Consider the following 24455-nt stretch of genomic DNA (forward strand, 5'->3'; position numbering starts at 1 on the left):
AGCGCCGGCCAATTGCGCGTAACGCAAGACTTCAGAGCGCAGGCGAGTCATCGATATGCCGATAGTCCGCCCCCAACACCTGCGCCAACTGTCGCGCCCGCCCCAGCCTGATCGGCCCGCGCTCGATGTCGATCAACAAGCCTGGACACGCCAGTGGCGGCGCTTGCGGCAAGTCTTTCAGACGCCCGTCGGTAATCAGCAACAAACGCTGCTGCTCGGCCGGAAAGCGCTTTTGCCGCAGCGTCAGCCAGTGCTCGGCCTGGGTCAGCGCCGCCAGCAACGGGGTGCCGCCGCCCGCACCGAGCCCTTCGAGCCAGGCGCGCAGACCGCTGGACGCTTTCAATCCCTGCACCTGCCATTGCGGCGCGGCACCGCTGGCGGTCAGCAGCGCCAGGCGCGCCCGTTGCCGATACGCGTCGTCGAACACTTGCGCGAGCAAACCCTTGGCGTCGCTCAAGGCCTGATGGCGCCGAGTCGAGGCGGAGGCGTCGACGATCACCAGCCACAACTCATGCGGTGAACGGGTGCGGACCTGCAACAGCAGGTCGGCGCGCTGCCGCGGCCGGCCCTTGAGCAGGGTCCCCGGCCAGTTCACCGCACCGCTGCGGGCGCTGCGGCGTTTGCCCTGGCGGCCATTGTCGAGTGTGCCGGCGCGGGGTCTGGCATTCGCCCCTGCGGCGGCTCGGGGACGAATGCCGTTTACTTTTTTGGCCAGCTCGGCACTTCGCGGCGAGCGCCGGTGGCGAGTGCCGGCGCCGGCATGTCGCCCCACTGGCCCTGGCCTTCGCTCGGGTTGGCCTGGGCATCGGCCGCGGGCTGCGCAGGCGGTTGCGGGCTGGACGCCGCGGGCTCGCGGCGGCGATGACGCAGCGCAAATTCGGCGACGGCGTCGATGTCCTGCTCGGCGATCGCCGCGGCGCCGCGCCACGCCGCATGCGCCCGCGCTGCCCGCAGCCAGACCAGGTCGGCGCGCAAGCCGTCGACACCGGCAGCGAAGCAGCGCTCGGTGATTTGCGCCAGGGCTTCATCGTCGAGCGGAATGCTTGCCAAGGCATTGCGCGCGTGTTCGCAGCGCTCGCGCAGCGCCTGTTGCGCGGCTTGCCATTGCGCACAGAACCGCTGCGGATCACTGTCGAAATCCAGCCGCCGGCGAATGATCTGCCCACGCTCGGCCGGCGCGGTATGGCCGCTGAGCGCGACGTTGAGGCCGAAGCGGTCGAGCAATTGCGGACGCAGTTCGCCCTCCTCCGGGTTCATCGTGCCGATCAGGACGAACTTCGCCGAGTGCCGATGGGAAATGCCGTCGCGCTCGATCAGGTTGGTGCCGCTGGCGGCGACGTCGAGCAACAGATCCACCAGATGATCCGGCAGCAGGTTGACCTCGTCGACGTACAGCACGCCGCCGTCAGCCTTGGCCAGCACACCGGGAGAAAACTGCGCGCGACCGGCGCTCAGGGCGGCGTCGAGATCGAGGGTGCCGACCAGCCGTTCTTCGGTGGCACCCAGCGGCAAGGTGACGAATTGACCGCTGGCCAACAGATCCGCCAGGCCGCGCGCCAGGGTCGACTTGGCCATGCCGCGCGGACCTTCGATCAGCACGCCGCCGATTTTCGGGTCAATGGCGCTGAGGCACAGGGCCAGTTTCAGCTCATCGGCACCGACCACGGCGGAGAGGGGGAAATGCGCGGTATCGGTCATGGTTTTTTTCTCTGTCGTGGTCATCGGTGTGCTTGATCGTTGTAGCGTATTCGTGGGGCGACCCTCACCCCAGCGCTCTCCCTGCGGGAGAGAAAGCGAGTCTCATCAAGGCGCGGGCCGGCGGGCAGTCCGACCTGTCGCGCGCTGGCGGGTGAACGCCTTTTGCCGGCTCAGCCATCCTCTTCGATATCCAGCAACAGATTCTCCAGGGCTTCGCGATAGGCCCCGGGCTCCTGCCACAGGCCCCGCTGCTGCGCCTCGAGCATGCGCTCGGTCATGTCCCGCAGCGCGTGCGGGTTATGTTGGCGAACGAAATCGCGCGTCGCCGGGTCCAGCAGATAAGCGTCGGCCAGCAACGCGTACTGGTGATCGTCGATCAACTGCGTGGTGGCGTCGAAGGCGAACAGATTATCCACCGTCGCCGCCAGTTCGAAGGCGCCTTTATAGCCGTGGCGCTTGACCCCGTCGATCCATTTCGGGTTGGCCGCCCGGGAACGGATCACCCGGTTCAGCTCTTCCTTGAGGGTGCGGATTTTCGGCAGATCCGGCTGGCTATGGTCGCCGTGATAACTGGCAGCTGCGGTCCCGCGCAGGGTTTCCACGGCCGCGAGCATGCCGCCCTGAAACTGGTAGTAGTCGTTGGAATCGAGCAGGTCGTGCTCGCGATTGTCCTGGTTTTGCAACACGGCCTGCACCTGGCTCAAGCGCTGGACGAACTGCTCGCGGGCCGCGGTGCCTTCGTCCGCGCCGCCGTAGGCATAAGCGCCCCAGTTCAGGTAGACCTCGGCCAGATCCTCGCGGCTTTGCCACAGGCGACCGTCAATGGCGCCCTGCACGCCCGCGCCGTAAGCGCCGGGTTTCGCCCCGAAAATCCGCCACCCGGCCTGGCGTCGCGCCGTCTCGGCATCCAGCCCCGCCTGCAGCAAGGCTTCACGCTCGGCGCGGACCTTGGCGGCCAGCGGATTGAGATCGTCCGGCTCATCCAGTGCCGCCACGGCTTGCACAGCCGCATCGAACAGGCGGATCAGGTTGGCGAAGGCGTCGCGGAAGAACCCCGACACCCGCAGCGTCACGTCGACCCGCGGCCGGTCGAGCAGACTCAGCGGCAGAATCTCGAAGTCGTCGACGCGCTGACTGCCGGTGGCCCACACCGGGCGCACGCCCATCAGCGCCATGGCCTGGGCGATGTCATCGCCACCGGTGCGCATGGTCGCCGTGCCCCACACCGACAGGCCGAGCTGGCGCAGGTGGTCGCCGTGATCCTGCAAATGCCGTTCGAGAATCAGGTTGGCCGACTGGAAACCGATGCGCCACGCCGTGGTCGTCGGCAGGTTGCGCACGTCCACCGAATAGAAATTGCGCCCGGTCGGCAGTACGTCGAGACGCCCGCGACTCGGCGCACCGCTCGGCCCGGCCGGAACGAAGCGGCCGCCGAGGGCATCGAGCAAGCCACGCATTTCCGCCGGGCCGCAGGCGTCCAGGCGTGGCGCGACGACTTCGCGCAGGTGGTCGAGGATCGCGCTGACTTCAGTCCAGCGCGGATCCTGCAGGAGAGAGGCTGCTGGCGGATGTGCTGAGTCCGCTGAATCAATCTCGACTGAAACAGCGTTTTCGCGAGCCGGCTCGTTCCCACAGGAAATGTGCAGTGCCTGCGCGATCAATTGGGTGGCGAACAGTTCGAGACGTTCGCGGCTGTCACCGGCGGTGCGCCAGACCTCGTCGCTGACGTTTTGCAGCGGCGCCGGACGCGGGCCAAGCCACGGATCGGCCAACGCACAATCCAGCGGATCGAACCCCAGTTCAAACGCCTTGGCCAACGCGCGCAGCAGACTCGACTGCGCACCTTTACCGTCGCCACGCGGGATGCGCAGCAAGGCCAGCAGCGTATCGAGGCGCAAACGCCCGCTCGGCGATTCGCCGAAGATGTGCAGGCCGTCGCGGATCTGCGACTCCTTCAAATCACACAGGTAAGTGTCGAGACGCGGCAGCCAGATCGCCGCGTCGGCGTCGCTGTCGAGGCCGGCATCGAGTTGCAACTCGCGGTCGATCTGCGTCTCGCGCACCAGTTGCAGGATGTCGCGCTGCAACTCCCGGGCGCGGCGCGGATCGAGCAGTTGCGCTTCGTAATATTCGTCGGCGAGCAGTTCCAGGTTGCGCAACGGGCCGTAGGTTTCGGCGCGGGTCAGCGGCGGCATCAGGTGATCGATGATCACTGCCTGAGTGCGGCGCTTGGCCTGGGCGCCCTCGCCCGGATCGTTGACGATGAACGGATAGATATTCGGCAACGGCCCGAGCAGTGCATCCGGCCAGCAATTCTCCGACAGCCCGACGCCCTTGCCCGGCAGCCATTCCAGGTTGCCGTGCTTGCCGACGTGGATCACGCCATGCGCGCCGTAGGTCTGGCGCAGCCAGAAATAGAACGCCAGGTAGGCGTGGGGCGGCACCAGGTCCGGGTCGTGATAGACCGCGCTCGGATCGACCTGATAACCGCGCGCCGGTTGAATACCGACAAACGTCAGGCCCAAGCGCAGACCAGCGATCATCATCCGCCCGGCGCGGTACATCGGATCGTCCTGGGGCGCGCCCCAGCGCTCCAGCACCGCCGCACGATTGGCCGCAGGCAAGGCGTTGAACAGCGTCAGGTATTCGTCCAGCGCCAGGCTTTGCTGGCATGGGCGCTGATCGATGCTGTCGAGGTCGTTGCTGACGCCACCGAGCAATCGCTGGATCAGCTCGGTGCCGCTGGCCGGCAGGTCCGCCGCGACCGGATAACCCTCGGCCTGCATCGCGCGCAGGATGTTCAGCGCCGCCGCCGGCGTGTCGAGGCCGACGCCGTTGCCAATGCGGCCGTCGCGGGTCGGGTAATTGGCGAGGATCAGCGCGATGCGTTTTTCAGCGTTCGGCACGCGCGCCAGATCGCTCCAGCGCCGCGCCAGTTCGGCGACGAAATCCATGCGTTCGGCAGCGGCGCGGTAGCAGACCACATCGGACTGACTGCGCTCGCTGCGCCAGGCCAGGTCCTTGAAGCTGATCGGCCGGCTGATGATGCGCCCGTCCAGTTCCGGCAAGGCAATGTGCATCGCCAGATCGCGCGGGCCCAGGCCCTGCTCGCTGGCGCGCCAGCCCGGCTCGTTGTCCTGGGCACAGATGGCCTGGATCACCGGGATATTGCGGCGAAACGGCCGCAGGTGCGGCGCTTCCGGGCTGGACTGGGCGAAGCCGGTGGTGTTGAGAATCACCGCGGCTTGGACCTCGTCCAACCAGTCCTCGACCACTGACAGGCAGCCGGGCTCTTTCAAGCTGGCGACGGCGATCGGCAACGGATTGAGCCCCGCCGCCTGCAAGCGTTGGCAGAACACATCGATGAACGCAGTGTTCGCCGCTTGCAAATGCGAGCGATAAAACAACACCGCCGCCACCGGGCGCTCCGGCTGCCAATCGGCTTGCCAGTCGCTCAGGGCGGCGGTGTTTTTATCGGGGTGGTAGATCGCTGTGCGCGGCAACGCCTGCGGTTCGCCCCAGGCGTAATCGCGCGCCAGCCAGCGGTTGGCCAGGCAATGGAAGAAATCCAGCGCGTTGGCCATGCCGCCCTGACGCAGGAATTGCCAGAGCCGGTCGCGGTCTTCGGCAGCGACCGTGCTGAGGTCGCTGAGCTCCGGATCGGGGCGATCATCACCCGGCACCAGAATCACTTGCACGCCACGTTCGGATAGCTCGACCAGTCGTTCGACACCATAGCGCCAATACGCGATGCCGCCGTGCAGCGAGATCAGAATCACCTTGGCATGGCGCAACACCTCGTCGACATACAGATCGACCGACGCGTGATTCTGCACCTGCATCGGGTTGGCCAGACGCAGGCTCGGGTAATCCTCGGGCAGCTGTTGCGCGGCTTCGGCGAGCAGCGCCAGGCTGGAATCGCCGCTGCACAGGATCACCAGCTCGGCGGGGGTTTGTCCAAGGTCGGCAATGTTGTCATCCGACACGAAACCGCCGGGCTGGGTCCTGAGCAGGTGCATGGCTTAAACGCTGAGCGCGGCGCGCAGTTGCGCTTCGAGTTGGGCGGCGTCGAGCGCCTGGCCGATCAATACCAGACGGGTAACCCGCGCCTCATCGGCGCCCCACTGGCGGTCGAAGTGCTTGTCGAAACGCGTGCCCACGCCCTGGATCAGCAGGCGCATCGGCTTGTTCGGAATCGCCGCGAAGCCCTTCACACGCAGGATGCCGTGCTGCACAACCAGTTGCGTCAGCGCGTCGAGCAACAGGCTTTCGTCAGCCTGTGGCAGTTCGATGGAGATCGAATCGAAGGCGTCGTGATCGTGGTCATCGTGATCGTCATCACCGTCGTGGTGGTGATCGTGATGGCTGTGGCGGCTGTCAATGTGCTCTTCGGAACCGGCGCCGAGGCCGATCAGCACGTCCAGCGGCAACCGGCCGTTGCTGGCCTCGATGATTTTCACCGCCGGCGGCAGTTCTTCGGCGACTTCCAGGCGTACCCGGGCCAGGTCTTCGGCGCTGGTCTGGTCGGCTTTATTGAGGATCACCAGGTCGGCGCTGGCCAGTTGGTCGGCGAACAGCTCGTGCAGTGGCGATTCGTGATCCAGGTTCGGGTCGAGTTTGCGTTGTGCGTCGACCTGATCCGGGAACGCAGCGAACGTACCGGCAGCCACCGCCGGGCTGTCGACCACGGTAATCACCGCGTCAACCGTGCAGGCGCTGCGGATTTCCGGCCACTGGAAGGCTTGCACCAGCGGTTTCGGCAGGGCCAGGCCCGAGGTTTCGATAAGGATGTGGTCGAGGTCGCCGCGCCGGGCCACCAGTTCACGCATCACCGGAAAGAACTCTTCCTGCACCGTGCAGCACAGGCAGCCGTTGGCCAGTTCGTAGACGCGGCCAGTGGCTTCTTCTTCGGTGCAACCGATGCTGCACTGCTTGAGGATTTCGCCGTCGATGCCCAGCTCGCCGAACTCGTTGACGATCACCGCGATGCGGCGCCCCTGGGCGTTGTCGAGCATGTGCCGCAGCAACGTGGTTTTACCCGAGCCGAGAAAACCGGTGACGATGGTGACGGGGAGTTTGGCCAGTGTTTTCATCGGATGCCCTTTGGCAAGGTGGCGGGCATACGGGACGAGAACCGGCCACGCAGACACGCGCCGGAAGCGTTCGCCACCGGATCACCCCGCCCGGTTGTAGTGAGAATCTGTCTCGAGGCAGGTCTCCTGGCTGACGGTGTTCGGGCCATGGGCCCGGCATTCGCTGCGCCTTCCCGCTGGCTCCTGGCAAGGAGTTGGCAGTGGCGTGGCAACGAACAGCACCGTTCACAGTTGCGGGGGCAGCCGCGGCTTGAACCGCGTTCCCTTCTTAGCTTCGACAGCTGTCGAAGAACCTCGAAAGCGCAAGGCTACGCATGCACGCCAGGCGGGTCAACGTTTGCGGCATTGTCGTTATAACGCCATCGAACTTTCATATATCAATCGCGAACAGTTCTCACTTAAAAATTAGTTGTAGGTTATCTCTTACATACTATTCAACGCGATATTAAACCTGACATCGCGCACAGCCTCGGACTAGAGCGCTCGAACACTTCGTTTACATATCTTTACAAAAACCGAATTGATAATTTAATACAAGATATGAACTATGAAGATTCATAAGGACTATGAATCACACAAGAAAGGACTTCTTGCATGCCTGATTATTATCAGTGTTTGATCCTGTCTATTTCTGCCGTTCAGACTTGCGTGTCCGCAACATGAGTGCCGGCAACGCATTGCGGCACTCCGACGATGCCGTACTGAAGGAACTTTCCCAACTACTGGTTAATTGCCACTATGCACACAGTGAGCATTATCCGGCGGCCCAAGTTGCCCTGTTGGGGCGCGAAGAGTGCCGCGCATTCAACGCCACCTGGGAGCATCTGCACCGCGATGCCTACCTGAGCCCGGCGAACGGCATCCGCGAACGGCGCATCTGCAAGTTCGAATACCGGCAACGACAACGCCAGTGGACGCCGCTGCCAGACTGCCATTTTTTTCAGGCCCAGGCGCACAACCCGTTGCTGGGCGGCGTCCAGCGCACCTACAGCCGCAGCGAAGCGGCATTCATCGACTCCCCGGTCCTGCACGCACTGCTCGCCGCCGACCTGGCGCTGATGGACCTGACGCTCGGCCCGCGCGACTGGCTGGTGACCTGCCATCAGTTCCGCATCCTCTGCGATCAGGGCAATGCCGGCCAAGCCACCCCCGAAGGCCGCCATCGCGACGGCCACGATTTCGTCTTTCAGCACTTGATTCAACGCCAGCATGTCAGCGGCGGTGAAAGTCGAATATTCAATGACAATGGCGACTGTGTATTCCATGCAACTTTGAGCAACTACATGGAAACCGCCGTATTGAATGACCGAATACTTCTGCACGAAGTTTCCCCATTGCAAACATCTGGCATTAATTCGGATCGCGGCAGCCGCGACATGTTGATTATCGACTTCGACCTGGCGGACTACTAATGAACTACTCGACGCATGCACTTTCAGTCAGTACACCCGGCGCGCATAACTTTATTATTGAGCAGTTCCAACAAGCCTGCGCACGCCGAACTTGCACTTTATCGTTGACCGCCAACGAAAACATATTGTCCGAAACTGCGCGCACCCTCGGGCAGAACCGGCATTACGAGCGTTATCTGTTCAACGCCCAGGCCATCGACGGCCAGCGTTATGCCGCCGAATTCAACGGCATGCATGTCGAGCATTTCCCGGAAGTGGAAACCCTCAAGGCGCTGGCGACCCAGGCCGTGCAAGCGATGTTCAACGCGCCGTTCGTCGAGTACCGCGTGTTGTCCGGCGTGCATTGCACGCTGAGCGTGTTGACTGCCCTGACCGCACCGGGCGACACCATTGTGTCGCTGGCGCCCGCAAGCGGTGGGCATTTTGCAACCGGGCCGCTGGTGGAAAAAATCGGTCGGCACAGCGCATTTGTCAGCCTGACCGCGGACGGGCAAATCGACCTCGAGCAATTCGCCCGCCTCCTGCAAGCGTTGGCAACCCGCCCCGCCGCCGTGCTGCTCGACCATGGCCTGACCACCCGGGCGATCGCGATCAAGCCATTGCGCGCCTTGCTCAACCGCCAGGGCCTCGAGCGCACCCTGATTATTTACGATGCCTCGCACACCCTGGGGTTGATTGCCGGGCAGGCCTTTCCCAACCCGCTCGATGACGGCGCCGATATCCTTCAGGGCAACACGCACAAATCCCTCGCCGGCCCGCACCGCGCGCTGATCGTGGCGCGGCGTGCCGATCTGGCCGCACAGATCGAGCAAACGCTCAGCGCTGGCCTGATCTCGTCGCCCAACCTGCCCGGCCTGCTGCAATTGTTCGTCACCCTGGTGGAAACCCGGCATTACGGCCAGGCCTACGCGCAACGCATGTGCGCCAATACCCGCCAGTTGCACGCTGCGCTGGCCGATCTGCCAGGCTGGACACTGCACCCCACCGACACGCACCTGCTCCTGCTCGAAGGCGAGCAGGCCCGGCAAGCCGCACAACAGCTCAATGAGCTGGGCATCCGGGTCAACAATAAACAGGTCAATGGCCGCGACTGTCTGCGCTTCGGCCTGCAGGAAATCACTCGCCTGGGGATCAGCAGCGAGGATCTCGATGCCCTGGCGCACATCATTCGCCATGTGCTGAGCGGCGTCGCCAACGGTGGCGACCGGATCCGCCTGGCGCACATCTGCCAGCGCCTGAACCAGATCCACTACAGCTTCGACCAGGAGGCGTGCCAATGAAAGCACCTGCCTGCCTGATCATCGGCAATATCCGCGACGGTGAATACGAAGGGCTGATCGCTGAGGGCATCACGCCGTTGTTGATCGCCGACAGCCGCAAGACCAGCAAGATCGCTGATGCGAGCAGAATCGCAGCCGTGGCGTCGTACGATTTCTCCAAGGGGCTGAGCGCGGAACTGCTCGCTCTGACGCAACGGCTGCTGGACGAACACGGGTTCACCAGCGTGCTGAATTTCCGCGAGGGTTACGTCGCGATCACCGCGCGGCTGTGTGCGGCGCTGCCCGCGCTGGCCCACCTGCACCGCAACGTGGAAAACACTCTGGACAAGGTGCTGCAGCGTCAGCGCTTCCAGCAGTCGCACAACCCGGACCTGCACGTCATATCCCGCGAAGTGCAGATCGACGACCTGTTGGCGCGCCCTGCTGAACTGCCCTACCCGTTCATTCTGAAGCCGGCCAACCTCTACAGCAGCCTGTTCGTGCGCTGCATCCACGATCAGCACGAGCTGCACGACTACGCGCATCACGAATGGCCGGCGTTGCAGCGTTATGTGGCGGGCAAAAGTCGGGAAACCGAGCAGTTGCTGCTGGAGGAGTTCCTGCAGGGTTCCAACCACTCCATCGACTGCGCCATCGCCGCCGATGGCACGATCAGCAGTTTTCCGATTGTCGACGTGATCGCCGGTGTCGATATCGGCCGCGGTGACTTTCACCATTTCGCCCGCTACACGCCGTCGCTGCTGGAACCCGATGCGGCCCTGAAAGAACGTTGCCATCGCCTGGCCCATGACGCGGTGAAGGCGCTCGAGCTTTCGGGCACGTTTGCCCATGTCGAGTTCATTCTCACCGCTCGCGGGCCGAGGGTTCTCGAAGTCGGCGCACGCCCCGGTGGCAGCCGGATTCACGTGATTCGCCAGGCCTGGGCGCTGTCGCTGGACGTCTGCTACCACCGCGCGCTGTCCGCGCAAGCGCTGCCATCGGCGAACCAGACGCCGCAGCCGTTCGGTATTGCCACGCCTTTCGCCCGCACCGACCGACGCTATGACGGCCTGCACGGCGCCGAACGCATCAGCCAGTTGCCGGGCTTCCAGCGCTGGTACGCCTACGTCAATCCGGGCGATGCCATCGGTCCGGTCAGCAACGGCTTCCAGAACTACCTGTACATCGAGTTCAGGCAGCCCGACACCGCCAGCCTGCGCCAATCGCTGCTGGCCGTCGCCGACCTCGACGTCTACGGCGAAAACCCGGACACGACGGACACCAAACACATTCTGCTGATTGGCGGGCGCGATTCCGGACTGGACTGGGATACGCACCATCAGTTTCGCTTCACCCTCGTCCAGCAACCTGGGGATGTGTCTGACTATCAGCGCCAGCACGCGACGCTGGTACTGACGCACGACATTGCCGATCTGCCGTCCTACCGCGAAACCCTGGAGCAACTGCACCGCCAGCGCCCCTTCGCTGCCGTGGTGTCGTTCTCGGAACTCGGCCTGCTGCCGGCCTCCCTGCTGGGTGAACAGCTGGGCATCGTGCACAACAGCCTGCGCAGCGTCGAAGTCAGTCGCGACAAACTGCTGTTCCGCCAATTGCTGCAGGGCAGCCGCTACGAATTGCCGGCCGCCGCCGTCACCGGGAGCGAGGAAGTGCGCGCCTTCGTGCGGCAGCATGGCCCGGCCATTGTCAAACCCGTCAGCGGCTCGGGCAGCCAAGGCGTCTACGCCATCGACAGGCCCGAGGATGTCGATCATCTGCCGCTGGAGGGCAGCAACCTGATCGAGGCCTTCGCCGGCGGCGATGAATACAGCGTCGAGTCGCTGAGCCTGGATGGCCGCCACCGGATTCTCGGCATCACCCGTAAACACACCAGCGGCGCGCCGGGTTACGTCGAGACCGGGCATGACTTTCCTGCCGGCCTTGACGACGCCAGCCGTGTGCAGATCGAACAGGCCGTGCTGTGGTTGCTCGAGCGCATGGGCAACCGCTGGGGCCCGGCGCATACCGAGGTCAAGCTCGACGGTGAGCGACTGCACTTCATCGAGACCCAGACCCGCTTCGGCGGCGATCAGATCTGGGAAATGGTCTGGAAGACCACCGGCGTTCACCTGGCGGCCAGCACCATCGCTGCAATGACCGGCACGTCGCTGCCAGAACCGCAGAAAACCTATGCGCGCATGGCGATCCGCTACATCGAGGCCGACCGCGCGACCGACCCGCAACCCCTCCAGGCACGCCTGCTGCAACAGCCGTTTGCGCTGCGCGCGAGCCTCAACCACGACAGATTCGGCCGCCCCATCCGCCGCTCCGCCGACCGCCACGGCTACGTGCTGCTGGCCTGCAGCGACGCGGACGACCCGGCGCTCTTCAACGCTGCGATTTCCCACTCACGGTTCACCACGCAAGGACAGGCGCAATGACCACCCATGACACGCTGTACCGCATCGATGGCCCGATCAGCCCGGACTTTCCGCTGATCTCCTTCTCCACCAACGTCTACGACAACCCGGCGGACATCCTCGGTTCGATCACCGATCTGGCCCGGCATTTCAAAGCGGTGGAGTTCGAAATCGGCGAAGACGCCGAACAGGTTTTCTGGTCGCTGGACAGCGCCCAACGCGTCGCGCTGGCGCAGCAGATCCGCCACTTCACCGAACAGCACGGCATCACGCTGACCGTGCATGCCGGGTGGTGGGGCCGCCAGTACAACCTGTGCTCCCCGGATCTGGCCGAACGCGCCCAGGCTGTGGATTGCCTGAGCGCCGCCGTGGATTTCTCCCGTGAGGCCGGCGCCACCAGCGTGACCTTCCATCCCGGCTACAAGGATCAACTGGAAAACACCGAACTGCTCGACAACCTGATCGTGGCGATCAATCAGGTCAAGGCGCGCTGCAACACCCAGGGCATCGCGCTGTGCCTGGAAAACATGGGCGGCCAGCGGCCGAAGTTTCCGGTGTTCACGGTCGAGGAGCACCTGCGCTTTCACCAGGAAACCGGCTGCTTCGTGACCATCGACGTAACCCACCTGTGCTCGTTGCTGCCGTATGGCGAGAGCCTGTTCGCCGCCATCGCCGATCTGGCGCCGGTGACCCGCCACCTGCACATCGCCGACCTCAACGACACGCACCACCAGCATCTGCCGATCGGCGAGGGCAACCTGCGCCTGAGCGATGTGCTCAATCGCTTTGCCGTCAACGGTTATCGCGGCGTGGCCGTGGTCGAAGAGTTCATCCCGCGCTTCTCCACCGAGTACTACCTGGAGAAGGCCCTGGCCTACAAACACGGTGTCGAGCAATTGCTGGCCGGCGCGCGGCACAGCACCCATGCCGGCTGAGTCCGCCCTGGGCAAAGCGGCGGCGCCCAGCGAGATCGTGACCGGCATCCGCGATGCGCTGCCGTTCGTGTTCTCGCTGCTGCTGACCTTCACCCTGATCGGCATGCTCGGGCGCCGCCATGGCCTCGACCTGCCGGCCATGGTGGTGTTCAGCGGTACGGTGATGGCCTCGCCCTTGCAACTGACCCTGCTGGAAACGCCCGCACACCTGCTGAACGCCTTTGGCGTGCTGGTCTCGGCGTTGAGTATCAACCTGCGTTTTCTGGTGTTTACCCTGAGCCTGAAATCCAGCCTCGAGGGACCGATCAAAACCTTCGTTCCGGCGCTGGCGGTAATGGCCAATGCGGCCTTCACGCTGATGTCGATCCGCAAGGAACAGCAACCGATCAGCCGCGCGTACGCCAACACCGTATGTTTCCTGCTGTACGCCGCCGCCCTGTTCGGCACCATGGCCGGTTACTGCTTCGCCAGCCTGGCCGACAACGCCGTGATGGACCACGTCAGCGTGGTGATCGCGATCTTCATCAGTGCCTCGCTGGGCAAAATGGCCCGCGACCGGCACAGTTTCCATGCGCAATGGATCGCCGGCCTGGCCACCGCCGCAGGCTTGCTGTGGCTGGGCGAAGTGAGCCTGCTGCTGGTGCTGGTGGTCACCGTTCTGACGAGTTATGCCTATGACCGAACCTAGTACCTTCTGGCTGTACGTGCTGATCTGCGCGCTGGTTTCAGCGGTCTGCCGCTTGTTGCCGCTGGCGGTCGATGTCGAGCGGCTGTCCGGTGGCGCGCGCAGCTTTATCGACCGTCTGGGCAAATACACCTCGGTGGCGATGCTGGTCAGCCTCCTGGCAGGGTCGCTCTACCCGCTGGCCAGCCAGCACACCGCGTCGTTGACGTGGATCGTGCCGGTGGCCCTGGCCTGGTTGCTGAGCCTGACGCGCATCAAGTCCTACTATGCGTTCCTGATCGCCCTGGCGGTGTACGTGATGCTGGCGATGCGGTAGGCGTCGATTGACGCGAATCCCTCGCCCATGCTCTCCTACACAACTTGTTACGGGTGCCCTTCACAGGGTGAAACGGGAAACCGGTGAATCATGTGCTTTACTCTGAAGCCATGTCAGTCCGGTGCTGCCCCCGCAACGGTAAGCGAGTGAAGCGTCAGATCCACTGTGCCAGCGGCATGGGAAGGTGATGCTTGTCGGTGGGCCTGGTGCCGACCCCTCGCGAGCCCGGAGACCGGCCCGCAACACACAGTGCGCCAAGGCGTCACTGCACATAACAAACCCGCGGTGGGCGGGCGCTGTTCGAACCTCTGCGTGCCTGTCTCGCAGGGGTGCTCATGCGCTCTGTTCACCCGCTGACATTCCAGAGGGAAGCGCCATGTCGATCATCACCAGCACTCGCAGCACGGACACCCGCTCCGCCAGCAGCACCACCCTGAGCCAACGCCTGGGCGCCGCGATCTTCGCGTCGATCCTCGGCGCCAGCCTGGTCTACTTCGCCGGTTTCTCGCACATCGAAGCGGTGCACAACGCCGCCCACGATACCCGCCACAGCGCCGCGTTCCCGTGCCACTGAGACCTACCGACATGATCAAGCGTATCGCGCAAACCGCCGGTTTCAGCGGCCTGCTGGCCGCCCTGCTGCTCACCCTGATGCAGAGCTTCTGGGTGTCGCCGCTGATTCTCCAGGCGGAAACCTACGAAAAATCCGAGCCGGTGGCGCCGGTTCACGAACACGCCGCCGGTACCGCCGCGCACAGCCATGATGCCGAAGCCTGGGAGCCGGAAGACGGCTGGCAGCGCGTGGCATCGACCACGGGTGGCAACCTGGTGGTCGCCGTCGGGTTCGCCCTGATGCTGGCGGGCCTGTACACCCTGCGTGCACCGACCAAGACTTCGCAAGGACTGCTCTGGGGCCTGGCTGGTTATGCGACGTTCGTGCTGGCGCCGACCCTGGGCCTGCCGCCGGAACTGCCGGGCACCGCCGCGGCGGATCTCGCCTCGCGGCAGATGTGGTGGATCGGGACTGCCGCATCCACCGCGGTCGGCCTGGCCTTGATCGCCTTCAGCCACAACTGGCTGATGAAGCTCCTCGGCGTAGCGATCCTGGCCGTGCCGCACGTGATCGGCGCGCCGCAACCGCAAGTGCATTCGATGCTGGCCCCGGAGGCCCTGGAAGCGCAGTTCAAAATCGCTTCGCAGTTGACCAACGTCGCGTTCTGGCTGGCCCTGGGCCTGATCAGCGCCTGGTTGTTCCGTCGCAAAAGCGCAGGCCAATACCACGCATGAGTGATACCCGCGCAGCGCCGACCCTGGTGGTCGGCCTGGGCTGCCAGCGAGGCTGCCCCGCCAGCACGCTGCGCGCATTGCTCGACCAGGCCTTGCAGGCCCACCAGATCGACCTTGAGGCGGTCCAGGCCCTGGCCAGTATCGATCTCAAGTGCGATGAACCGGGCCTGCAGGAACTGGCCGCGCAACTGGCGCTACCGCTGCTGTACTTCAGCAGCGCCGAACTGGCCGTTTACCAGCCGCGCCTGAGCCACCATTCACAGATCGCCTATGAGCGCACCGGCTGCTACGGCGTAGCGGAAAGCGCTGCGCTCGCCCTCGCCGAACAACTGATGCGGGCCCCGGCCAAACTGCTGATCTCCCGGCAAAAGTTTGCCCAGGCCACCCTGGCATTGGCCGGCGCCGCGTAAACCGCCGATAATCCCCGCCTTCGATCATGAGCAATCTTCATCTGCGCGCTCATAAACAGCGTTTTCACAGGATTCAACGATGACCGTCTACTTCATCGGCGCCGGCCCCGGCGACCCGGAACTGATCACCGTCAAAGGCCAGCGGCTGATCCGCAATTGCCCGGTGATTATCTACGCAGGTTCGCTGGTACCCGCCGCCGTGCTCGAAGGTCATCGTGCCGTAACCGTGGTCAACAGCGCCGAATTGCATCTGGAACAGATCATCGACCTGATCAGATCCGCCCACGACAACGGCCAGGATGTGGCCCGTGTGCATTCCGGCGATCCGAGCCTGTACGGCGCGATCGGCGAGCAGATCCGCTGCCTGCGCGAGCTGCAGATCCCGTTCGAGATCATTCCCGGCGTCACCGCCACCGCGGCCTGCGCCGCGCTTCTGGGTGCCGAACTGACCCTGCCGGACGTGTCGCAAAGTGTGATTCTGACCCGCTATGCCGACAAGACCGCGATGCCGGCAGGCGAGGAACTGGGCAATCTGGCGCAGCACGGCGCGACCATGGCGATTCACCTGGGAGTCAATCACCTACAGAAGATCCTTGCCGAACTGCTGCCGCACTACGGTGCCGATTGCCCGATTGCGGTGATTCATCGGGCGACGTGGCCGGACCAGGACTGGGTGGTGGGCACGCTGGCGGATATTGCCGCGAAGGTCGAGGCCAAGGGGTTCCGGCGGACGGCGTTGATCCTGGTGGGCCGGGTGCTGGGCAGCGAGGTGTTCAGCGAGTCGTCGCTGTATCGCGCCGGGCATGCGCATCTCTACAGGCCCTGAACAGCCTGCGACGTTTTTCCTTACCCAATAAAAAACGGCGCTCACGGGGCGCCGTTTTTCATGTCCGCAGTGCACACCTTACTCAGTAGTAGGCGTTTTCTTTCTGCGTGTGGTCGGTCACGTCACGTACACCCTTGAGCTCCGGGATGCGCTCGAGCAAGGTGCGCTCGATGCCTTCCTTGAGGGTCACGTCGGCCTGGCCGCAGCCCTGGCAACCACCACCGAACTGCAACACGGCGATGCCGTCCTCGACCACATCGATCAGGCTGACCTGACCGCCGTGGCTGGCCAGGCCCGGGTTGATTTCAGTTTGCAGGTAATAGTTGATGCGCTCGTTGATCGGGCTGTCGGCATTGACCATCGGTACTTTGGCGTTTGGCGCCTTGATGGTCAGCTGGCCGCCCATGCGGTCGGTGGCGTAGTCGACGACGGCATCGTCAAGAAACGCTTCGCTGAACGAGTCGATGTAGGCGGTGAAGCTTTTCAGCCCCAGCGCGGTATCTTCGGGTTTTTCTTCGCCCGGCTTGCAGTAGGCAATGCACGTTTCGGCGTACTGGGTGCCAGGCTGGGTGATGAAGACGCGGATGCCGATGCCCGGGGTGTTCTGCTTGGAGAGCAGATCGGCCAGGTAATCGTGGGCGGCGTCGGTAATGGTAATAGCGGTCATGGAAACTCCTCGCAGGCTTGGGCGCAGTTTACGCCAATCGGCGGCCGGGACAAAGTCCTAGTATTTACGTAGGAATAGTTCGCATCGCTCAGTTCGTCGGTTTGCCGTCGATGCTTGCCTTGAGCCACTGGTAACTGCGCTTTTCCACCCACTGGTAGCTGAACCAGGAGCCCACGCCAATCGCCAGCGCGCACAGGATGAACATCAGGTACGGGTTGATTCCGTACGCGCGCGCGAGGAACCCGCCCGCCGACAACACCAGAACGTGCATCAGGTACACCGAGTACGAGCAGTCGCCAAGCAGTTTGAGCACACGGTTACCCTCGACGTAACGCTCCAGCGCCATGCACGCCATGACCAGCACGGCGCTCGGCACACCCCAGTTCAACAACCGAGGCGCCGGCGGCAAGTGATAGATCGCCAGCAGCGCTGCGCCGATCCCGAGGATCGGCAGCCACAGGCCGGGACCGATCCAGCCCCGGCGATAAAGCATGCCGATGCCGATTCCGAGGAGAAACTCGTAGACGATGTCCGAGCGATAGAACGTGCTGACCCAGCCAAACCCTGTCCACGCCTGACAAACGGCAAACAGCAGCGCCGCCACCACCAACAGCCGTACCTGCAGGCGAAACAGCAGCGCCCAGGCAAACAGCACGTAGAAAAGCATTTCGTAGTTGAGGGTCCAACCGACGTTCAGGGTCGGATAAATGCCGTAGCCGCCCGGGTTCTGCGTAGGAATAAACAGCAGCGACAGCAGGAAATGCCCCCAGTCGACGCTCTGATCCGGTAACAGCGGCCGGGCGAACACCACCAACAGCGCCATCAACAGGGTGTACAGCCAATACGCCGGCACGATGCGGAACAGCCGATACAGCAGAAATCGCCCGGGCGGCAGGTCTTTGCCCTCGGTGGACAGGAAGATCACCAGACCGCTGATGACAAAGAAGATATCGACCCCGACGGCACCCTTGTCGATGAACAACTGCCCGATCGGCCCGCGCGCCTTGAAGTCGAAGAAAATCTGCATGAAGTGGTGACAGACCACGGTCCACGCCGCAAACGCACGCAGGGCCTGCACTGAAATCAACATGACCGGCTCCCGTCCACGCCTCTGAAAACCACCGCCAGCCCCTTGCAGGGCTGAGCTTGCTCGCGGTGGCGACGTTTCAGGCGAGCTTCATCATGAATGCCCTGACGCCATCACGAGCAGGCTCGTGCCTGCAGGTTTTTGCGGTGCTACCAGAGTCTCGGACAGCAGGCCGGCCTCAAACGATCAAAGATTCTCGTAGCGGTTCATGTCCAGCACGCCCTCTTCCACCGGCTCGGTTTCGTGCAGGTACTGGCTCAGGTCATGGAAGTAGAACCAGAACTGCGGATGGCTGCGGCGAATGCCCCAGCGCTCGACGATTTTCTCGAACTGCGAGGCGTCCCTGGCGTTTTCCATGGCATCGACGAAGGCCGGCACCTGTTCGGCGGGGATATTGAACATGAAGTTCGGGTAGCTGCTGAGCACGCCCGGGTAGATGGTCAGGCTGTCGAGTCCCGGTTGATAACGCAGCGATTCGCCGAGCAGGAACGCCACGTTGCTGTGGGCACGGTTGCGCATCAGGCTGTAGACCTCGCGTTTACCGCTGCGGGTCTCGACGCGCAGCATGGTCGCCTCCGGCAACTGATCGATGACCTTGAGGCCGGCCGCCGGCCGCGACGTCAGGCGGCTGAGGGCCTGCTCGGCGTTTTGCAGCGCCGGGTCGATGTTCGGCCGCGAACAGTAGGCGTCCTCGCAGCGGTTGAGCGGATCCGGCCGCGCATTGAGATCGCCGTAACGCGCCAGCAACTGCCGGGCGAAGTCGCGCTTGGGGTCTTTTTCGTCGAGTTTCAGCGCGGTCGGCTTGTCGTCGTCGATGGCTTCGTAATCCAGCCACATCTTGAACTTGCCGCTGCTCTGGTACCAATCGTCGAGGTAGGCCTCGCGGGAATCGGCCGGCATCAGGCGCAGGAAGTTCTGCTCGGCGCCATTGCGGATCAGGTCGAAATACAGGCGAGTCTGCGCCTGGTGCGAGACGTTGCCGAACACGTCGAAATTCACCGCCAACTGGTAGTAAGTGCGCTCGAGCAGCGGGTAGTCGAACAGCCACATGGTTTGCGGCACTTCGCCGATCAGGCCTTTGGTCACCGACGCACTGTCGAAGTGGCGGAAGATGCTCAGCAAGGCATTGTCATTGCCCGCCCACAGGGTCGACCAGCTCGGGGGCGGCGCATCGGCGTAACTGTCGCGGCGCAACGCCTCGTACTGGTTGCGCTTGTTGCGGTAGTCATGCCACAGGCTCAGCACGCTGCCGACATCGTCGTTCTGCCCCGGCATCGCCAGCAGCGGCGTGGCCTGGCCGCGATAGTTCGGGTCGGTGATGTACAGGTCGTGTTCGGGGGCCTGGAACAGCGCCCAGAAGTTGTCGCGAATCACATCGGTCGCGATCTGCCCACGGCAGACGGGGCCGCGAATGAACGTGCGCACGAAGTACTCGGCGTTATCGAGCATGAACTGGTAGCGCGCCTGGGCCGGGATCGCCTCGAACGTGGCGAACGGGTTGGCCCGGCTCTGCGGGCCGTAGCCCGGCAAGGCATTGACCTGCCAGTTGCCGCTGTAGAACAGGCTCTTGACCCGCGCCATCTTCGCCGCGCTCAACGGATAGGTGATGTGAGTCTTGTGCACGATCACCCCTTGCACCGGCCACAGGCGGTAGTACACCTGGGTGCCCGGATCATCGTTGGGACGGCGGGTGGCAATCAGATCGATCGGCTGGCCGGTTGGCGTGCGCGAACGCACCCACTGGAAGTAATGCCCGGGCTCGCCATCCTTGAAATAGATATGAGCGAGGAACCAGTGCTCGAACAGCCAGCGTCCGACCAGGCTCTGCCGCGCGCCGGGCGTGTTGAGCAGGTTTTCCCACTGCACGATCTGCCGGGTTTCGCTGGCGCTCGGCACCAGGCCCTGTTCGTCGATGGGAGCACCGGACGCCAGCCAGCGTTGCAGGGTCTGGTACTGCTGATCGGTCAGGCCGGTTACCGCCAGCGGCATGCCCTCTTTCGGGTGCGCCCCGGCGTAACCGTCGAATTCGGCGGGCATCGCGCACATGTTTTCCCGTTGCAGGCCGAGGACGATGTCTTCGGGCAATTTGGCGTTGGGGGTCAGCGGGGTTGTGTGGCCCAGCTCCAGCATGCGCGCCATCAGCGCCGCCTGGCTGCCTTGAGCGTCAAGCACCGAATAGAAGCCTTTCTGCTGCCAGGCACGTTTGCCGAAGGCGTCGTAGAACAACCGGGTGGTCGGCGCGGCCTGGCTGCGTTCGCCATCGTAGACCGGCATCTTGCTCGCGCCGCGCGTCGCGCCCTCGGCACTGCCCAGGTTCAACTGGCAGGCGGAGTCGTAGCACGCGTGGCAGGCCACGCACTTTTCGGTGAAGATCGGCTGAATGTCACGGGTATAGGAGATCGCGGGTTCCTGCGCCACGGCGCCCCAGCTTAAAAACAGCAACACAGTGCTGATGACGCGGTACGACATGCCCTTGATCCCGATCCTGAAAAAAACGCAGCGATTCTACAGTATGACGTTCGTACCAACATGAACGATATTCATGCAAAAGTGCCACATGCTCCAAAACCGCACAGGTTTGTTATGATCCCGGCCCTTCGTCATGGTCTTTTCGAGTAGTCCCAATGTCCGATCGCAGCGTCCGCCTTCAAGCTCTCAAGCAAGCCCTCAAAGAGCGCATCCTGATTCTCGATGGCGGCATGGGCACGATGATCCAGAGCTACAAGCTCGAAGAGCAGGATTATCGCGGCAAACGCTTCGCCGACTGGCCGAGCGACGTCAAGGGCAACAACGACCTGCTGGTCATCACCCGTCCCGACGTGATCGGGGGTATCGAGAAGGCCTACCTGGATGCCGGCGCCGACATTCTGGAAACCAACACCTTCAACGCCACGCGCATTTCCATGGCCGACTACGGCATGGAAGAGCTGGCCTATGAACTCAACGTAGAAGGCGCCCGCCTGGCGCGCAAGATTGCCGACGCCAAGACCGCCGAGAACCCGGCCAAGCCACGCTTTGTCGCCGGCGTCCTCGGCCCGACCAGCCGCACCTGCTCGCTGTCGCCGGACGTCAACAACCCCGGCTACCGCAACGTCACCTTCGATGAACTGGTGGAAAACTACACCGAGGCCAGCAAAGGCCTGATCGAGGGCGGCGCCGACCTGATCCTGATCGAAACCATCTTCGACACCCTCAACGCCAAAGCGGCGATCTTCGCCGTACAAGGCGTGTTCGAAGAACTGGGCATCGAGCTGCCGATCATGATCTCCGGCACCATCACCGACGCCTCCGGCCGTACCCTGTCGGGCCAGACCACCGAAGCCTTCTGGAACTCCGTGGCCCACGCCAAGCCGATTTCGGTCGGCCTCAACTGCGCCCTCGGCGCCCGCGAGCTGCGTCCGTACCTGGAAGAACTGTCGGACAAGGCCGGCACCCACGTCTCCGCGCACCCGAACGCCGGCCTGCCGAACGAATTCGGCGAGTACGACGAACTGCCGGTCGACACTGCCAAGGTGATCGAAGAATTCGCCCAGAGCGGCTTCCTCAACATCGTCGGCGGTTGCTGCGGCACCACCCCGGGGCACATCGAAGCCATCGCCAAAGCCGTGGCCGGTTACGCGCCTCGGCAGATTCCGGATATTCCCAAGGCCTGCCGCCTGTCGGGTCTGGAGCCGTTCACCATCGATCGCAGCTCGCTGTTCGTCAACGTCGGCGAGCGCACCAACATCACCGGTTCCGCCAAGTTCGCCCGCCTGATCCGCGAGGACAACTACACCGAAGCCCTGGAAGTCGCCCTGCAGCAGGTCGAGGCCGGCGCGCAGGTGATCGACATCAACATGGACGAAGGCATGCTCGATTCGAAGAAGGCCATGGTGACCTTCCTCAATCTGATCGCCGGTGAGCCGGACATCTCCCGCGTGCCGATCATGATCGACTCGTCGAAATGGGAAGTGATCGAAGCGGGCCTGAAGTGCATCCAGGGCAAGGGCATCGTCAACTCGATCAGCATGAAAGAAGGCGTCGAGCAGTTCATCCATCACGCCAAGCTGTGCAAACGCTACGGCGCGGCAGTGGTGGTGATGGCGTTCGACGAAGCCGGCCAGGCCGACACCGAGGCGCGCAAGAAGGAAATCTGCAAACGCTCCTACGACATCCTGGTCAACGAAGTCGGCTTCCCGCCGGAAGACATCATCTTCGACCCGAACATCTTCGCCGTGGCCACCGGCATCGAAGAACACAACAACTACGCTGTGGACTTCATCAACGCCTGTGCCTACATCCGCGACGAACTGCCGTACGCGCTGAGTTCCGGCGGCGTGTCCAACGTGTCGTTCTCGTTCCGCGGCAACAACCCGGTGCGCGAGGCGATCCACTCGGTGTTCCTGCTGTACGCGATCCGCGCCGGCCTGACCATGGGCATCGTCAACGCCGGGCAGCTGGAAATCTACGACCAGATCCCGCAGGAGCTGCGCGACGCCGTCGAGGACGTGATCCTCAACCGCACTCCGGAAGGCACCGACGCCCTGCTCGCCATCGCCGACAAGTACAAGGGCGACGGCAGCGTCAAGGAAGCCGAGACCGAAGAGTGGCGTGGCTGGGACGTCAACAAGCGTCTGGAGCATGCGCTGGTCAAGGGCATCACCACGCACATCGTCGAAGACACCGAAGAGTCGCGGCAGTCGTTCGCCCGTCCGATCGAAGTCATCGAGGGCCCGTTGATGTCGGGCATGAACATCGTCGGCGACCTGTTCGGCGCCGGCAAAATGTTCCTGCCGCAAGTGGTGAAATCGGCGCGCGTGATGAAACAGGCCGTGGCCCACCTGATCCCGTTCATCGAACTGGAAAAAGGCGACAAGCCGGAAGCCAAGGGCAAGATCCTCATGGCCACGGTAAAAGGCGACGTGCACGACATCGGCAAGAACATCGTCGGCGTGGTGCTCGGCTGCAACGGCTACGACATCGTCGATCTCGGAGTGATGGTCCCGGCGGAAAAGATCCTGCAAGTGGCCCGCGAAGAGAAGTGCGACATCATCGGCCTGTCCGGCCTGATCACGCCGTCGCTGGATGAAATGGTCCACGTTGCCCGGGAAATGCAGCGCCAGGACTTCCATCTGCCGCTGATGATCGGCGGCGCGACCACCTCCAAGGCGCACACGGCGGTGAAGATCGAGCCCAAGTACAGCAACGACGCGGTGGTCTACGTCACCGACGCCTCGCGCGCCGTCGGCGTGGCGACGCAGTTGCTGTCCAAGGAACTCAAGGCCGGTTTCGTCGAGAAGACCCGCGCCGATTACGTCGACGTGCGTGAACGCACCGCCAACCGCAGTGCCCGCACCGAACGCTTGAGCTACGCCGCCGCAATCGCCAAGAAACCACAGTTCGACTGGGCCGGTTACACCCCGGTCAAACCGACCTTCACCGGCACCCGCGTGCTGGACAATATCGATCTCAACGTACTGGCCGAGTACATCGACTGGACGCCGTTCTTCATCTCCTGGGACCTGGCCGGCAAGTTCCCGCGCATCCTCGAAGACGAAGTGGTGGGTGAAGCCGCCACCGCGCTGTACAAGGACGCGCGCGAAATGCTCGGCAAGCTGATCGACGAGAAGCTGATCAGCGCCCGTGCGGTGTTCGGTTTCTGGCCGGCCAACCAGGTGCATGACGACGACATCGAGCTGTACGGCGACGACGGCAAGCCTCTGGCGCGCCTGCATCACCTGCGCCAGCAGATCATCAAGACCGACGGCAAGCCGAACTTCTCCCTGGCCGACTTCGTTGCACCGAAGGACAGCGAAGTGACCGACTATGTCGGCGGCTTCATCACCACCGCCGGCATCGGCGCCGAAGAAGTGGCCAAGGCTTATCAGGACGCTGGCGACGACTACAACTCGATCATGGTCAAGGCCCTAGCCGACCGCCTCGCCGAAGCCTGCGCCGAGTGGCTGCACCAGCAGGTGCGCAAAGAGCACTGGGGTTACGCCAAGGACGAGGCGCTCGACAACGAAGCGCTGATCAAGGAGCAATACTCCGGCATCCGCCCTGCCCCGGGCTACCCGGCGTGCCCCGATCACACCGAGAAGGCCACGCTGTTCGCCCTGCTCGATCCCGAGGCGCAGGAACTGCGTGCCGGCCGCAGCGGCGTGTTTCTCACCGAGCACTACGCGATGTTCCCGGCGGCAGCCGTCAGCGGCTGGTACTTCGCTCACCCGCAGGCGCAGTACTTTGCGGTGGGCAAGATCGACAAGGACCAGGTCGCCAGCTACACCTCGCGCAAGGGCCAGGAGTTGAGCGTCACCGAGCGCTGGCTGGCGCCGAACCTGGGGTACGACGACTAAGCATCGCTTGCGGTGCTGCAAGCCCCTG

General features: G+C 63.7%; 18 protein-coding genes and 2 riboswitches. Of the genes, 11 read left to right on the forward strand and 7 right to left on the reverse strand.

All coding sequences use genetic code 11. The features are described from left to right. Nucleotides 1-31: 31 nt before the first annotated feature. The 4 genes from QRN70_RS03220 to cobW all read right to left on the reverse strand — a co-directional run bounded on the left by QRN70_RS03220 (nt 32) and on the right by cobW (nt 6791). On the reverse strand, nt 32-772 hold the full coding sequence (locus QRN70_RS03220) for a vWA domain-containing protein (protein ID WP_285415770.1): 741 nt from the start codon (nt 770-772) through the stop codon (nt 32-34). After that, complete coding sequence (locus QRN70_RS03225) at nt 700-1698, reverse strand: magnesium chelatase ATPase subunit I (RefSeq protein WP_285415771.1); 999 nt, start codon at nt 1696-1698, stop codon at nt 700-702. The genes QRN70_RS03220 and QRN70_RS03225 overlap by 73 nt, the downstream gene beginning before the upstream one ends. A 170-nt stretch (nt 1699-1868) precedes the next feature. Next, on the reverse strand, nt 1869-5717 hold the full coding sequence (cobN, locus tag QRN70_RS03230; RefSeq protein ID WP_285415772.1) for a cobaltochelatase subunit CobN: 3849 nt from the start codon (nt 5715-5717) through the stop codon (nt 1869-1871). A gap of 3 nt (nt 5718-5720) precedes the next feature. Beyond that, the gene (gene cobW, locus QRN70_RS03235) at nt 5721-6791 is read right to left on the reverse strand and encodes a cobalamin biosynthesis protein CobW (RefSeq protein ID WP_285415773.1); all 1071 of its coding nucleotides are present in this window, start codon (nt 6789-6791) and stop codon (nt 5721-5723) included. 99 nt (nt 6792-6890) lie between these two features. Further along, a riboswitch (cobalamin riboswitch) is annotated at nt 6891-7103 on the reverse strand. 347 nt (nt 7104-7450) lie between these two features. Between cobW and QRN70_RS03240 the strand changes: the two genes are divergently transcribed. The 10 genes from QRN70_RS03240 (at nt 7451) to cobM (ending at nt 16338) form a co-directional block, all read left to right on the forward strand. Then, nucleotides 7451-8203 (forward strand): 2OG-Fe dioxygenase family protein, encoded by a 753-nt coding sequence (locus QRN70_RS03240; protein ID WP_285415774.1) that lies wholly within the window; start codon nt 7451-7453, stop codon nt 8201-8203. Next, nucleotides 8203-9483 carry a hypothetical protein gene (locus QRN70_RS03245; protein ID WP_285415775.1) on the forward strand — a complete coding sequence of 427 codons (1281 nt, stop codon included), beginning with the start codon at nt 8203-8205 and terminating at the stop codon, nt 9481-9483. Before QRN70_RS03240 ends, QRN70_RS03245 begins: the two co-directional genes overlap by 1 nt. Continuing rightward, on the forward strand, nt 9480-11900 hold the full coding sequence (locus QRN70_RS03250) for an ATP-grasp domain-containing protein (RefSeq protein ID WP_285415776.1): 2421 nt from the start codon (nt 9480-9482) through the stop codon (nt 11898-11900). Before QRN70_RS03245 ends, QRN70_RS03250 begins: the two co-directional genes overlap by 4 nt. Beyond that, nucleotides 11897-12814 (forward strand): sugar phosphate isomerase/epimerase family protein, encoded by a 918-nt coding sequence (locus tag QRN70_RS03255; protein WP_285415777.1) that lies wholly within the window; start codon nt 11897-11899, stop codon nt 12812-12814. The genes QRN70_RS03250 and QRN70_RS03255 overlap by 4 nt, the downstream gene beginning before the upstream one ends. Next, nucleotides 12804-13502: an AzlC family ABC transporter permease gene (locus QRN70_RS03260; protein ID WP_285415778.1), complete on the forward strand. Its 699-nt coding sequence runs from the start codon at nt 12804-12806 to the stop codon at nt 13500-13502. Before QRN70_RS03255 ends, QRN70_RS03260 begins: the two co-directional genes overlap by 11 nt. After that, nucleotides 13489-13815, forward strand: coding sequence for a hypothetical protein (locus QRN70_RS03265; RefSeq protein WP_285415779.1), 327 nt, complete (start codon nt 13489-13491; stop codon nt 13813-13815). The genes QRN70_RS03260 and QRN70_RS03265 overlap by 14 nt, the downstream gene beginning before the upstream one ends. Before the next feature lie 34 nt (nt 13816-13849). Then, nucleotides 13850-14070, forward strand: a riboswitch (cobalamin riboswitch). 121 nt (nt 14071-14191) lie between these two features. Beyond that, entirely contained in the window at nt 14192-14389 is a 198-nt protein-coding gene (locus QRN70_RS03270; protein WP_285415780.1) for a CbtB domain-containing protein, read from the forward strand. Between the two features lie 11 nt (nt 14390-14400). After that, entirely contained in the window at nt 14401-15102 is a 702-nt protein-coding gene (locus QRN70_RS03275; protein ID WP_285415781.1) for a CbtA family protein, read from the forward strand. Further along, a complete protein-coding gene (locus QRN70_RS03280) occupies nt 15099-15512 on the forward strand; it encodes a cobalamin biosynthesis protein (RefSeq protein WP_285415782.1) in 414 nt (137 codons plus the stop codon). Before QRN70_RS03275 ends, QRN70_RS03280 begins: the two co-directional genes overlap by 4 nt. A gap of 79 nt (nt 15513-15591) precedes the next feature. Then, nucleotides 15592-16338 carry a precorrin-4 C(11)-methyltransferase gene (cobM, locus tag QRN70_RS03285; RefSeq protein ID WP_285415783.1) on the forward strand — a complete coding sequence of 249 codons (747 nt, stop codon included), beginning with the start codon at nt 15592-15594 and terminating at the stop codon, nt 16336-16338. Nucleotides 16339-16420: 82 nt separating this feature from the next. On the opposite strand, the gene nfuA is transcribed toward cobM, so the two are convergent. The 3 genes from nfuA to QRN70_RS03300 form a co-directional block, all read right to left on the reverse strand. After that, nucleotides 16421-17005, reverse strand: a complete 585-nt coding sequence (gene nfuA / locus QRN70_RS03290) for a Fe-S biogenesis protein NfuA (RefSeq protein WP_007959519.1) — start codon at nt 17003-17005, stop codon at nt 16421-16423. An 88-nt stretch (nt 17006-17093) separates the two neighbouring features. Further along, nucleotides 17094-18095 (reverse strand): acyltransferase family protein, encoded by a 1002-nt coding sequence (locus tag QRN70_RS03295; RefSeq protein WP_285415784.1) that lies wholly within the window; start codon nt 18093-18095, stop codon nt 17094-17096. A 183-nt stretch (nt 18096-18278) separates the two neighbouring features. Further along, nucleotides 18279-20561, reverse strand: a complete 2283-nt coding sequence (locus QRN70_RS03300) for a fatty acid cis/trans isomerase (RefSeq protein ID WP_285415785.1) — start codon at nt 20559-20561, stop codon at nt 18279-18281. A 155-nt stretch (nt 20562-20716) separates the two neighbouring features. Here QRN70_RS03300 and metH point away from each other — a divergent pair, with 155 nt between their 5' ends. Then, nucleotides 20717-24427 carry a methionine synthase gene (gene metH, locus QRN70_RS03305; protein ID WP_285415786.1) on the forward strand — a complete coding sequence of 1237 codons (3711 nt, stop codon included), beginning with the start codon at nt 20717-20719 and terminating at the stop codon, nt 24425-24427. Nucleotides 24428-24455 lie beyond the last annotated feature (28 nt).

Source organism: Pseudomonas sp. efr-133-TYG-5 (assembly GCF_030209175.1).
Taxonomy (GTDB): domain Bacteria; phylum Pseudomonadota; class Gammaproteobacteria; order Pseudomonadales; family Pseudomonadaceae; genus Aquipseudomonas.

What these genes read in the sequence shown, in the direction of transcription:
- QRN70_RS03250 (WP_285415776.1), top strand. Translation starts at nt 9,480, where the DNA reads ATGAAAGCACCTGCCTGCCTGATCATCGGCAATATCCGCGACGGTGAA.
- QRN70_RS03270 (WP_285415780.1), top strand. Translation starts at nt 14,192, where the DNA reads ATGTCGATCATCACCAGCACTCGCAGCACGGACACCCGCTCCGCCAGC.
- QRN70_RS03225 (WP_285415771.1), bottom strand. Translation starts at nt 1,698, where the DNA reads ATGACCGATACCGCGCATTTCCCCCTCTCCGCCGTGGTCGGTGCCGAT.
- QRN70_RS03240 (WP_285415774.1), top strand. Translation starts at nt 7,451, where the DNA reads ATGAGTGCCGGCAACGCATTGCGGCACTCCGACGATGCCGTACTGAAG.
- nfuA (WP_007959519.1), bottom strand. Translation starts at nt 17,005, where the DNA reads ATGACCGCTATTACCATTACCGACGCCGCCCACGATTACCTGGCCGAT.
- QRN70_RS03245 (WP_285415775.1), top strand. Translation starts at nt 8,203, where the DNA reads ATGAACTACTCGACGCATGCACTTTCAGTCAGTACACCCGGCGCGCAT.
- QRN70_RS03275 (WP_285415781.1), top strand. Translation starts at nt 14,401, where the DNA reads ATGATCAAGCGTATCGCGCAAACCGCCGGTTTCAGCGGCCTGCTGGCC.
- cobM (WP_285415783.1), top strand. Translation starts at nt 15,592, where the DNA reads ATGACCGTCTACTTCATCGGCGCCGGCCCCGGCGACCCGGAACTGATC.
- QRN70_RS03255 (WP_285415777.1), top strand. Translation starts at nt 11,897, where the DNA reads ATGACCACCCATGACACGCTGTACCGCATCGATGGCCCGATCAGCCCG.
- cobN (WP_285415772.1), bottom strand. Translation starts at nt 5,717, where the DNA reads ATGCACCTGCTCAGGACCCAGCCCGGCGGTTTCGTGTCGGATGACAAC.
- QRN70_RS03260 (WP_285415778.1), top strand. Translation starts at nt 12,804, where the DNA reads ATGCCGGCTGAGTCCGCCCTGGGCAAAGCGGCGGCGCCCAGCGAGATC.
- cobW (WP_285415773.1), bottom strand. Translation starts at nt 6,791, where the DNA reads ATGAAAACACTGGCCAAACTCCCCGTCACCATCGTCACCGGTTTTCTC.
- metH (WP_285415786.1), top strand. Translation starts at nt 20,717, where the DNA reads ATGTCCGATCGCAGCGTCCGCCTTCAAGCTCTCAAGCAAGCCCTCAAA.
- QRN70_RS03265 (WP_285415779.1), top strand. Translation starts at nt 13,489, where the DNA reads ATGACCGAACCTAGTACCTTCTGGCTGTACGTGCTGATCTGCGCGCTG.
- QRN70_RS03280 (WP_285415782.1), top strand. Translation starts at nt 15,099, where the DNA reads ATGAGTGATACCCGCGCAGCGCCGACCCTGGTGGTCGGCCTGGGCTGC.
- QRN70_RS03295 (WP_285415784.1), bottom strand. Translation starts at nt 18,095, where the DNA reads ATGTTGATTTCAGTGCAGGCCCTGCGTGCGTTTGCGGCGTGGACCGTG.
- QRN70_RS03300 (WP_285415785.1), bottom strand. Translation starts at nt 20,561, where the DNA reads ATGTCGTACCGCGTCATCAGCACTGTGTTGCTGTTTTTAAGCTGGGGC.